Below are 11223 nucleotides of genomic sequence, written 5' to 3'. Positions count from 1 at the left end.
GCTCGACTTGCATGTGTTAAGCCTGCCGCCAGCGTTCGTTCTGAGCCAGGATCAAACTCTCATGTTGAGAATTCAATCATTGGCAATTACGTCACGTTCTGAATCGACGAGAACTCACACCCGTTTCCAGATGCATCACTGCACCAAAACGAGGTGTATTCTCTTGATAAACGTGACCGCCAAAGTCTCTTTCAAAGAACCAGCATCTCTGCCGATCCCGCAAGCTCCGCCGCCCACGTTTCTCTTTCTTCTCATTCTTCAATTGTCAAATAACCGACGACCCAAAGCCGTCACCAAAACCCGTTCCAAACTCGCGCCCAGAACACAAACCAGCAATCGCCAATCCGCTTGAGTTTCTTTAGAACGAAAGACTTCGTCGCCAGCAGCGCCGCCGCCCTCGTTCAGTGAGTGGGCTTATAGAACTAACCCCTTTTCTAAGTCAACAGCCATACCAAAAGTTTTTTGACAATTTTGTAACGGGTTGATTCGGAACATGTTTTTACCCGCCGGCATTATCCACAGGCCGCCCTTTCAGGCCGGATCCGCGAAAATTCTTTTATCAACCGGTCAAAAATCCGCTGAAAACCCGTCGTCAACCGCCGAAAGGTAACGAAAAAACAGCGCCTTGAGCGGATTTATGGGTTAACGGAGGATGAAAACGCCTCGGGCCAACGCGCTTTAAATTTCCATCACAAATCAACGGTTGCCATTTCGGAACCTATCGCCGTCTGAGGTGTTGTCTTTCCCATTGAAGAAAGGAGACCGACATGGCTGCCAATACCGATGATATCAGGACATCCGTAAGCAAGGACATCGCAGCACTCCAGCAGGAAGTCTCGCGCTTGCAGAAGATGATTTCCGCGCAGGGCGCCGAAGCCTATTACGAGGTGCGCGGCCGCGCCGGCAAGGTTTATGAAGATGCCCTTCCCCGCGCGAAAAACGCCGTGGCCCAGATCCGGGCCGAAGGGGCCGCTGCCGCCGGGGCCGCTCGCGAACACGCGGCCGCGACCACCACTGCATTGATGCTGGCAGGGGCGCTTGGCTTTCTCGCCGGATATCTGCTTGGCGGCAATTCGCAGCCGCAGCCCCGCCATTGGTGGCGCTAAAACGCCGATCCGCTGAAAATCAGTATTTTTACGCACCCGCCGATCTATTTTTCGGTAGGGTGCGTAAACGCTTATGTCTCAGAAAAACCAATTTTTAATGGCAGTGGTGGGAACATAAAAAACTACAGGGAGGACGACACATGGAAAACAAGAGGGCCAATTGCATCATTGAAGTCAGCGTCGACGGCGCCAATGGCCGTTACGCGGTCGGTATCATGAATATGCGCCAGGCACTCGAATTGCCGGAAATGCCAAGCCTATCCTACACACACCCGGATCCGGCCAAGGCCGCAGCCGGTATCGTTGTCAGCCGCAAGGAACTGGCCGGTTTCATGGCCTGCCGCTGAAGATCGCACGATCGATCATGCCTGACGGCGCTTTGCCCCAAAGCGCTGATGTTTTCTTGTGACGCCCGCTTATCCTGGGTTTTTAATCGCCTTGCTGGCATCCTTGCGCTGTTCATGCCAAGAGAAGGCATTCGAAGACAGCACAAGGATGGCAGATGAGGGAGCGGCGTCCACCGCACAAGACGCGCGAGCGCACAAAGCCGGCCGCCGACGCCGCAGCCAAGCGAGTCACCCTCCCCCGCGCCCTATCCAAGCTCGGTTATTGTTCCCGTACGCAGGCCGAACGGCTGATCGCCGAAAACCGCGTTGCAGTCGATGGCCGCAGGGTCAGCGATGCCTCCGCATGGGTCGATCTTTCCACGGCAAGGATAACCGTCGACGGCCGCCTCGTCGCCGCCGAGGCGAAAATCTATCTGATGCTCAACAAGCCGCGCGGGCTCGTCACCACCCGGGACGATCCCGAAGGCCGGCCGACGGTCTATGATTGCCTCAAGGATTTCGACATCCCGCACCTCTCCCCCGTCGGGCGGCTCGACAAGGCGAGCGAAGGCCTGCTGCTGTTCACCAACGACACGGAATTCGCCCAGATCCTGCTCGATCCAGTCACGCATCTGACGAAAACCTATCATGTGCAGATCGATCGCCTCATGGACGACGAGGCGATAGCCGCCATGACGTCAGGCATCCGCCACGATGGCGAATTGCTGACGGCGACCGCCGCGCGGCGCCTGCGCCAGGGCGACAAAAATTCGTGGATCGAGGTGGAGCTCGACGAAGGCCGCAACCGCCAGATCCGCCGCATGTTGGAGGCACTCGATACCGAGTGTCTGCGGCTCGTCCGCGTCGCGATCGGCGGGCTCGAACTCGGCGAGTTGCCGAAAGGCGCCGTGCGTGCGCTGACCGAAGCCGAATTGCAGGGGCTACGCCGGAAAGCCGGCCTGGAAAGGACGAGGCGCAGTTGACCGATGTGACTGATATCGCGCCGCACGATTTCTGGCAGGAGCTTCATCCGCCCGGCACATTTGCCGAGCAGAAGGAGTTCACCTCCTTCTATATCGCCGCATTGGAAGACGGCCGCCAGCTTCGCCTGCCGATCCGGGTGCTCGCCGATGGCGATCATGCCCTCGCCTCGCTGATCGTCAACCAGGCGAGCTTTGCCGTGCTCGATGCCCTTGCCGAAAGCCTCGCCGAAAAGATCAGGCCCATGCGGATCGATATCGTCGCGGGCCTGCCGACTCTCGGCCTGACACTGGCCGCCGCCGTAGCGCAAAAGCTCGGGCATGGCCGCTATGTCCCGCTCGGCACATCGCGCAAATTCTGGTACCGCGACGAGCTCTCCGTTGCCCTGTCCTCGATCACCACGCCGACGCAGCAGAAACGTCTTTATATCGATCCGCGCATGCTGCCGCTGCTTGCGGAACGGCGCGTCGCCCTGATCGATGACGTCATCTCCAGCGGCGCCTCGATCGTCGCCGGTCTTGAGCTGCTTGCCGCCTGCGGCATCGAACCTGTCGCCATCGGCGCGGCAATGCTGCAGTCGGAGCGCTGGCGCGAAAAGCTGGCGGGGGCCGGGCCGCAATGGGCGGCGCGCATTGCTGGCGTCTTCGCAACGCCGATGCTGGAGCGGAACGCCGCGGGCCGGTGGCAGGTAGCACGGCTCTAACGAAATCTCGGGATTGAATCTTGTCGGCCGGCACCGCTTTATAGCGCACCGGACGAGCACAGTCCGGCTGACACATGCATACGGGATCCGCCCATGTCGTTTGAACAAGCATCCCTGCTGGTCCTTCTGCTGGCGATGCTCATTTTCTTTTCGCTCGATCGCATCCGCATCGAGATCGTCTCGATCGCCGGCCTGCTTGCCGGTTATGCGCTTGGTCTTTATCCAGCCGATCAGATCTTCACCGGCTTCGCCAGCCCCGTCGTCATCACCGTCATCGAAATCCTGCTGATCGTTCAGGTGCTTGCGCGCGCTAAGCTCTTCGACAGCCTTGCCACCCGCTTCGCGGCCGCTAAGCCCTCGCGCTTCAAAGTCATATCAGGCACGTCCTCGCTCGCCGGTTTCATTTCCATCTTCATGAACAATATCGGCGCCTTCGCAATTACGCTGCCGGTAGCACTCGGGCTCGGCACGGCGCTTGCCATTCCCCGTCGCCAGATCGTCATGCCGCTTTCCTTTGCGGCGCTGCTCGGCGGCATGGTTTCACTGATCGGCACGCCGGCCAATCTGCTTGTCAGCGATGGGCTCGCCAAGGCAACGGGAACGGGCTTTCGCTTTTTCGATTTCGCCTATGTCGGCCTGCCCGTGGCGATCGCCGGCATTCTTCTCATTGCCTTTCGCGTGCAGCGTCTGTTTCCGGAACCTGACGAAGCACCGGCCACGATCTCTTCAATTGCACGCCGCATTGTCGTCGAGCGTCGCGTTCCCGATGCCTCGCCGCTGATCGGCGTACGGCTTTCCGAGTGTTCGGCGCGTTTCGGCATCAAGCCGCACGCCCTGATCCGCGCCGACAATTTCGTCTTCGGTCCGCTCGACCAATCGGTGATCGAAGCCGGCGATGTGCTGCTTGCCGAAGGTGGCGATACCACCTTTGCCGGCCTCTCCGCCGCGCAGACGCTGCTGGCCGATGCCCACCCGGACGGAAATCAGGCGGATTTCGCCCGCGTCGAAAGCGTCGTCATGCCGGAAAGCACGCTGGTCGGCTCACGCATCCGCTCGCTCGAAGTCTTTCACAGCCGCGGCGTCGCGGTCACCGCTCTGTCCATGCGCGCGCCGCGCATCGAGGGCCGCTTTCTCGATCTGCAGCTATCGATCGGCGATATATTGACGCTGGAAGGATCGCGCACGGCGATCGCCGAAGCGCTTGATGAAAGCGAGTGTCTGCCGCTCGCTCAGACAGTGCCGGTCGAACCTGTCGTGCTCTCATGGCGGCCTTTCGCGCTTTTTGCCGGCGGGGTCGCCGCCTCCGCGGCCGGCCTGCATCCCGATATCGCCTTTGCCTGCGTCGTCCTCGCGCTCGCCCTGCTCAACCTCCTGAACATCCGTCAGGCCATGGCCGATCTCAACTGGCCAATCATCATCATGCTCGCGGCGATGATCCCGATCGGCCAGGCAATGGCCACCACCGGAGCGGCCGAAACCATTGCCGGCTGGCTGAGCCTCGTGGTGCCGATCGCCGATCCTTTCTCCGGCATCGCGCTCATCCTCTTCCTCGCCATGGCATTGACGCCCTTCGTCAACAACGCGACGGTCGCGATCGTGCTGACCCCGATCGCGCTGGAATTCGCAAAGGCCGGACAGCACGCGCCGGATGCCTATCTGATCGCCGTTGCCGCCGGTGCGTCGCTCGATTTCCTCACCCCCTTCGGCCATCACAACAATACGCTGGCGATGGGCATAGGCGGCTACCGCTTCGGCGACTTCCTGCGCGCCGGCTGGCCGCTCACCGTCGCATGTTATGGCCTTGCTTTGTTTTTCCTGGCCCTGTTCTGGCTGTGATGCGATAGTTGGGCTCGACTTGACTTCCCCGGCAATGAAACTAGAGCAGGAAGCCGTCAGCCAACCACAAGGACAGTCGAGCGCCGTGCGAATCCTCTCCGAAGCCTATTTCCCGGAACTGCCGAACTATTATCGCGGCAAGGTGCGCGAGAATTACGACCTTCCGGACGGACGCCGCATCATCATCAGCACCGACCGGCTGAGCGCTTTCGACCGCATCCTTACCTGCATTCCCTATAAGGGCCAGGTGTTGACGCAAACGGCGCGCTATTGGTTCGAAGCGACGAAGGACATCTGCCCGAACCACGTCCTCGACTATCCCGATCCGAATGTCGTCATCGGCAAGCGGCTCGACATCCTGCCGGTCGAGATCGTCGTGCGTGGTTATCTTGCCGGCACCACCGGCACCTCAATCCTGACGCTCTATAAGAAGGGCGAGCGGAAAATGTACGGCATGCGCCTTCCGGACGGCATGCGCGACAACCAGATTCTACCGGAGCCAGTCATCACGCCGACCAGCAAGGAATTCGATGGCGGCCATGACGAGCCGCTGACGCCTGCCGAAATCGTCACGCGCGGCCTCCTGACAAGCCAGCAGTGGGAAACCTTGTCGGCATACGCGCTCGCCCTCTTCGCCCGCGGCCAGGAGATGGCGGCCGAGCGCGGCCTGATCCTCGTCGATACCAAATATGAATTCGGCACCGATGGCGACGGCAACATCATCCTCGCCGACGAGATCCACACGCCGGATAGCAGCCGCTACTGGCTTGCCGAAAGCTATCCGGCAAGTTTTGCGGCTGGAAAGCGGCCGGAAAGTTTCGACAAGGATTTCGTCCGCGCCTGGGTGGCGGAGCGTTGCGATCCCTACAAGGACGAAATTCCGGAAATTCCCGTCGAGCTGATCGAGCAGACCTCGGCCGTCTACATCAAGGCCTATGAGGCGATCACCGGCGAACGCTTCGTTCCCGACGATAGCGGCGAGACGCCGCTTGCCCGTGTCCGAAACAACCTCGCCCGCTATTTCCCTTGAATAAGGACGACACGAAGCCGCCGGGCCGAGCATCGGCTTGGCAGCTCTCGTGTAGTCGCGCTAGCATAAGCAAAAAGGGATACCGGGCGCGGCCCGGCGGGGAGCAGATGGCGAGAAGGCCGAGGCGCAAGGCCGAGGAAACGCGGCGGGACATCCTCTGCATGGCGGAGATGCTGTTTCGCGAGCGCGGCTATGTCGCGGTGTCGATCGCCGATATCGCCGGCGCGCTCAACATGTCGCCCGCCAATGTCTTCAAGCATTTCCGTTCCAAGGTCGCACTGGTCGATGCCATCGCCGGACGCCATCTCGACAATGCCGCCGAACGTTTCGTCCCTCTCGACCAGGACATGCCCGCGAAAGAGCAGCTGCTCCGCTTCGTGTTGCGCCTGCTCGAGGGTCATCTGCAGGATATACAGAAGAGCCCTTACATCTTCGAAATGGTGCTTTCGACCATCGAGGCCAAACTCGAAGCCGGCAATCGCTACCGCGCCCGTATCGAGGAAAAACTCAGCGAGATCATTCGCAAGGGCATGGCGGAAGGACGCTACCAATGTCGCGAGCCCGAGCGCGCGGCGCATACCGTCGCCGATGTGCTGGCCTGCGTGCTGCACCCGGTCCTCATCGTCCGCGACGACAAGGAGACGCTGGTCCGCCGCGCCGAGGAAATCGTCGGCTTCGTCGATGCCGCACTGCAAAATAGCGCTTGCTAAGTGACGATTGCTGACTTACGTCACTTCGTAAAGCTTTTCTTAGACTCGGATTATGGCATTCGAAGCCGGAGCGATCCTGACGCTTATATAAGCCTGCGCTCGGCCCGACCGAGCCCGTGGATCGAATGGCGGTTGCCACCGCATGAGGAATTCAGAATGATACGGCGTGCCCTGTTCATCTCCGCGGCCCTCCTGGCCGGCGCCTTGCTTGGCGCGTGCAGCGACAACGCCGGCAAGCCGGCCGGCAGTGCCGGCGCAGGTGCGGCGCAGCAGGCAACGCCGGTCGGCGTGGTCGCGCTCAAGAAGGCCAGTTTTCCTGTCACCACGATCCTTCCCGGCCGCGCCGAAGCCTTCCAGACGGCCGATATCCGGCCGCAGGTGAGCGGCATCATCCGCGAGATCGCCTTCCGGGAGGGCGGTGAGATCAAGAAGGGCGACCTTCTCTATCAGATCGAGGATGCACCCTATATCGCCGCCGTCGAGCAGGCCAAGGCGGCAATCGCCAAGGCCGAGGCGAGCGTGCCGAGCGCTGAAAGCAACCTCGAACGCTACCAGCGCCTCGTCGGCAGCGGCGCTACGCAGATCGAATACGAGACGGCTAGGACGACGCTTCTCCAGGCGAAAGCCGAGGTCGAGTCGGCAAAGGCCGCCCTTTCCGCCGCGCAGATCGACCTCGATCACACCAAGATCGTCGCACCCTTCGACGGCATCATCGACCAGACCGCCTATAATGTCGGCAACGTCGTCTCCGCCAACCAGACGACGGCGTTGACGACGATCCGCCAGCTCGACCCGATCTATATCTCCCTGACGGAATCGAGCACCAACCTCTTGAGGCTGCGCGATGCCATGGCGGCCGGCGACATCAAGGGCGCGGAGAACGTCGCTTTCCACCTGATCCTCGAAAACGGCAAGGAATATAACCAGCAGGGCAAGCTCGACATGTCGAAGCAGGTGGTCAGTGAGACCACAGGCACCTTCATCATCCGCGTGCTCTTCCCCAATCCCGATCGCATCGTCCTGCCCGGCATGTATGTCCGTGCCACCGTCGAGCTCGGCGCCGAGAACGGCTACGCGCTGCCGCAGCTCGCAACGAGCCGCGACGCCAACGGCCGGCTGACGGCGCAATTCATTTCCGCCGACGGCAAGGTCGAAACCCGCGCCTTCGAGAACAGCTCGCCCTCCAACAATTCCTGGCTGGTGACCGAAGGCATCAAGGACGGCGATCAGCTGATCGTCACCGGTCTGCAGTCGGTGACGGCAGGCATGCCGGTAACGCCGGTCTCGATGAAGATCAACGACAACGGCGTGGTCGTGCCTGCCGAGCAGCCCGCGGCCGGTGACGCAGGAAAGCCCGCAGCGAAGTAATCGCTCCGGGTCCGCATCGTCACCGTCTCAGCCGCACAGGAACAACCGATGGCCAAGTTTTTCATCCGACGTCCGATTTTCGCCTGGGTCATTGCGATCACCATCATGCTCGCCGGCCTGCTGGCGATCTACACCCTGTCGATTTCGCAATATCCCGACATTGCCCCGACGACGGTCCGCATCAACGCCACCTATCGCGGCGCCAGCGCCGAGACCGTCGAGAAATCGGTAACGACGATCATCGAGGACGGCATGACCGGCCTCGACGACCTCACCTACATGACCTCGACCTCGTCGACCGGGTCAGCCAGCGTCCAGCTCACCTTCGGAACCAGCATCGATCCCGATATCGCCCAGGTGCAGGTGCAGAACAAGCTGCAGCTCGTCCAGTCGCAGCTTCCGGGTGATGTCATCGATGCCGGCATCAGCGTGACCCGCTCGACCTCGAGCATCCTTCTCGTCGGCTCGCTCGTTTCGACCGATGGCAAGCGCACTTCGGTCGATCTCGGCAACATCATGTCGACCTCCATCGAGGATCAGATCCAGCGTCTCGAAGGCGTCGGCAGCATCAACGTCTTCGGTTCGGGATACGCCATGCGCGTCTGGCTCGATCCCTTCAAGCTCTTGAAATATCAGCTGACGCCGAGCGACGTCACAGCGGCGATCCAGGCGCAGAACACCCAGGTCTCTGTCGGCTCGCTCGGCGCCCAGCCGACGATCCCCGGCCAGCAGCTCAACGTCACCATTACGGCGCAAAGCCAGCTGACCACCGTCGCCGATTTCGAGCATATCATTCTGAAGGTCGAAAAGGACGGCGCGACGGTGCGCCTCAGCGACGTCTCGCGTATCGAGATCGGCCAGGAAAGCTACGGCGGCAGTTCGCGCTACAACGGCCTGCCCTCCAGCGGTTTCGCCGTCAATCTGGCGATCGGCGCCAACGCCATCGATACCGCCGCCCGCGTGCGCTCGGCACTCGACGTCATCGGCCGCACTCTGCCGGAAGGTGTGAAGATCACCTATCCTTACGACACCACGCCCTTCGTGGAACTGTCGATCGAAAAGGTCGTGCATACGCTGATCGAGGCGATCGTCCTCGTCTTCGTGGTGCTGCTCGTCTTCCTGCAGAATCTCCGCGCGACGCTGATCCCGACGATTGCCGTTCCCGTGGTGCTGCTCGGCACTTTCGGAGTGCTGGCGGCGACCGGTTATTCCATCAATACGCTGACGATGTTCGCCATGGTTCTGGCGATCGGCCTTCTCGTCGACGACGCGATCGTCGTCGTCGAAAACGTCGAGCGCATCATGTCCGAAGAAAAGCTTTCGCCGCTCGAGGCGACGGAAAAATCGATGGGCGAGATCACCGGCGCCATTGTCGGCATCGCGCTGGTGCTGACCGCCGTCTTCATTCCGATGGCCTTCTTCGGCGGTTCGACCGGCATCATCTACCGCCAGTTCTCGATCACCATCGTCTCGGCCATGCTGCTGTCGGCGCTTGTCGCCATCGTGCTAACGCCGGCGCTCTGCGCCACGATGCTGAAGCCGGTCAGCGAACACAGGAAGCACCGCGTCGGCGACTGGTTCAACCGCAACTTCACGCGCTCGACCAACGGTTATGTCAAGACCATCGGCTATCTCCTGAAGCGGCCGATCCGCGTCATGCTGGTCTTCCTTCTCGTCGGCGCCGGCTGCGCCTACCTCTTCACCCGCCTACCAAGCTCGTTCCTGCCGCAGGAAGACCAAGGCGTGCTGCTGACCATCGTCACCACGCCACCGGGCTCGACCACACAGCAGACCCAGGCGGTCGTCGAGAAGGTCGAAAATTACTACCGGGAAAACGAGAAGGATGCCGTCGAGTCCGTCTTCGGCGCCCTGGGCTTCGGCTTCAGCGGCTCCGGACAGAACAGCGCCATCGTCTTCACCAAACTCAAGGACTTCTCGCAGCGCACCGATCCTAATCTGAGTGCACAGTCGGTCGTCAATCGGGCGCTGCGCAGCTTCTTTGCGATACGCGAGGCACAGGTCTTCGCGCTTCTGCCGCCGGCGATCCAGGGCCTCGGCGTGTCGAGCGGCTTTTCCATGTATCTCGTCGATACCGGCGGCCATGGCAACGATGCTCTGACGGCCGCCTCCAAGCGGCTCATCCAGATGGGCAACTCGTCGGGCAAGGTCGTGGCGCTGCGCAGCAGCAACAAGGAAGTCGAGCCGCAGATGCGCATCGTGCTCGATCAGGAAAAGATCGGCGCCATGGGCGTCGACATCGCCTCGGTCAATTCGATGCTGTCGATCATCTTCACCGGCCGCGACGTCAACGACTTCACGCTGAACGGCGAGATCAAGCCGGTCTATGTCCAGGGCGACGCGCCCTTCCGCATGCAGCCGGACGATCTGAACCACTGGTATGCCCGCAACACTTCAGGCGAAATGGTGCCCTTCTCCGCCTTTACCAAGACCGAATGGGTGAAGGGCGCACCCTCGCTTGCCCGTTTCAACGCAGTGAGCGCCATCCCGCTCGACGGCGCTTCGGCTCCGGGCGTGTCCTCCGGCGATGCGATGAACGAAATGGAAGCGCTGACCGAACAGCTCGGCGGCGGCTATACGGTCGCCTGGCAGGGCATCTCCTATCAGGAGCGCCTTTCCGGCTCGCAAGCGCCGATGCTCTATGCGATTTCCGTTCTCGTCGTCTTCCTCTGCCTGGCGGCGCTTTACGAAAGCTGGTCTATCCCCTTCTCGGTGATCATGGCGGTGCCAGTCGGCATTCTCGGCGCGCTGGCGGCGGCAACGCTTTTCGGCCAGGCGAACGACGTCTATTTCAAGGTCGGTCTGCTGACCACGATCGGGCTCGCGGCGAAGAACGCGATCCTGATCGTCGAATTCGCCAAGGACCGGATGGAAAGCGGGCTGGGACTCTACGAGGCGACGCTGGAGGCGGCGAGGCTGCGTCTGCGGCCGATCATCATGACCTCGCTCGCCTTCATTCTGGGCGTCGTGCCGCTGGCGATCGCAACAGGCGCGGGCTCGGCGGCGCAGAACGCCATCGGCATCGGCGTTCTCGGCGGCATGCTGGCGGCGACGCTGCTCGGAATTTTCTTTGTGCCGTCCTTTTTCGTCGTGATCCGACGCATCTTTGCCACACGCGGCAAAAATGCGGCATCAGTGTGATATA

At 61.3% G+C, this 11223-nt stretch carries 9 protein-coding genes and 1 rRNA gene; 9 read left to right on the top strand and 1 reads right to left on the bottom strand.

What is annotated here, in order from left to right:
- Nucleotides 1–67 (bottom strand): 16S ribosomal RNA (locus tag ATY76_RS28755); the annotation flags it as partial.
- Nucleotides 68–767: 700 nt separating this feature from the next.
- Between ATY76_RS28755 and ATY76_RS28750 the strand changes: the two genes are divergently transcribed.
- The 9 genes from ATY76_RS28750 to ATY76_RS28710 all read left to right on the top strand — a co-directional run bounded on the left by ATY76_RS28750 (nucleotide 768) and on the right by ATY76_RS28710 (nucleotide 11219).
- Nucleotides 768–1106, top strand: coding sequence for a hypothetical protein (locus ATY76_RS28750; RefSeq protein ID WP_088678038.1), 339 nt, complete (start codon nucleotides 768–770; stop codon nucleotides 1104–1106).
- A gap of 140 nt (nucleotides 1107–1246) precedes the next feature.
- Entirely contained in the window at nucleotides 1247–1453 is a 207-nt protein-coding gene (locus ATY76_RS28745; RefSeq protein WP_088678037.1) for a hypothetical protein, read from the top strand.
- Nucleotides 1454–1608: 155 nt separating this feature from the next.
- Nucleotides 1609–2415, top strand: a complete 807-nt coding sequence (locus ATY76_RS28740) for a pseudouridine synthase (protein ID WP_088678036.1) — start codon at nucleotides 1609–1611, stop codon at nucleotides 2413–2415.
- Nucleotides 2412–3116, top strand: a complete 705-nt coding sequence (locus ATY76_RS28735; protein ID WP_088678035.1) for a phosphoribosyltransferase — start codon at nucleotides 2412–2414, stop codon at nucleotides 3114–3116. Before ATY76_RS28740 ends, ATY76_RS28735 begins: the two co-directional genes overlap by 4 nt.
- 93 nt (nucleotides 3117–3209) lie before the next feature.
- Entirely contained in the window at nucleotides 3210–4952 is a 1743-nt protein-coding gene (locus ATY76_RS28730) for an SLC13 family permease (RefSeq protein WP_088678034.1), read from the top strand.
- A gap of 85 nt (nucleotides 4953–5037) precedes the next feature.
- Complete coding sequence (locus ATY76_RS28725; RefSeq protein WP_088678033.1) at nucleotides 5038–5982, top strand: phosphoribosylaminoimidazolesuccinocarboxamide synthase; 945 nt, start codon at nucleotides 5038–5040, stop codon at nucleotides 5980–5982.
- Between the two features lie 107 nt (nucleotides 5983–6089).
- A complete protein-coding gene (locus tag ATY76_RS28720; protein WP_088678032.1) occupies nucleotides 6090–6692 on the top strand; it encodes a TetR family transcriptional regulator in 603 nt (200 codons plus the stop codon).
- A 156-nt stretch (nucleotides 6693–6848) separates the two neighbouring features.
- Nucleotides 6849–8060, top strand: a complete 1212-nt coding sequence (locus tag ATY76_RS28715) for an efflux RND transporter periplasmic adaptor subunit (protein WP_088678031.1) — start codon at nucleotides 6849–6851, stop codon at nucleotides 8058–8060.
- A 48-nt stretch (nucleotides 8061–8108) separates the two neighbouring features.
- Nucleotides 8109–11219 carry an efflux RND transporter permease subunit gene (locus ATY76_RS28710; protein WP_088678030.1) on the top strand — a complete coding sequence of 1037 codons (3111 nt, stop codon included), beginning with the start codon at nucleotides 8109–8111 and terminating at the stop codon, nucleotides 11217–11219.
- Nucleotides 11220–11223: the final 4 nt, after the last annotated feature.

The organism is Rhizobium sp. R339 (assembly GCF_002211395.1).
Classification (GTDB): Bacteria; Pseudomonadota; Alphaproteobacteria; order Rhizobiales; family Rhizobiaceae; genus Rhizobium.
This window is presented reverse-complemented; position numbering and strand designations above follow the sequence as displayed.

Coding starts and splice junctions, on each gene's coding strand:
- ATY76_RS28750 (WP_088678038.1), top strand. CDS start 768: ATGGCTGCCAATACCGATGATATCAGGACATCCGTAAGCAAGGACATC.
- ATY76_RS28745 (WP_088678037.1), top strand. CDS start 1,247: ATGGAAAACAAGAGGGCCAATTGCATCATTGAAGTCAGCGTCGACGGC.
- ATY76_RS28740 (WP_088678036.1), top strand. CDS start 1,609: ATGAGGGAGCGGCGTCCACCGCACAAGACGCGCGAGCGCACAAAGCCG.
- ATY76_RS28730 (WP_088678034.1), top strand. CDS start 3,210: ATGTCGTTTGAACAAGCATCCCTGCTGGTCCTTCTGCTGGCGATGCTC.
- ATY76_RS28720 (WP_088678032.1), top strand. CDS start 6,090: ATGGCGAGAAGGCCGAGGCGCAAGGCCGAGGAAACGCGGCGGGACATC.
- ATY76_RS28715 (WP_088678031.1), top strand. CDS start 6,849: ATGATACGGCGTGCCCTGTTCATCTCCGCGGCCCTCCTGGCCGGCGCC.
- ATY76_RS28710 (WP_088678030.1), top strand. CDS start 8,109: ATGGCCAAGTTTTTCATCCGACGTCCGATTTTCGCCTGGGTCATTGCG.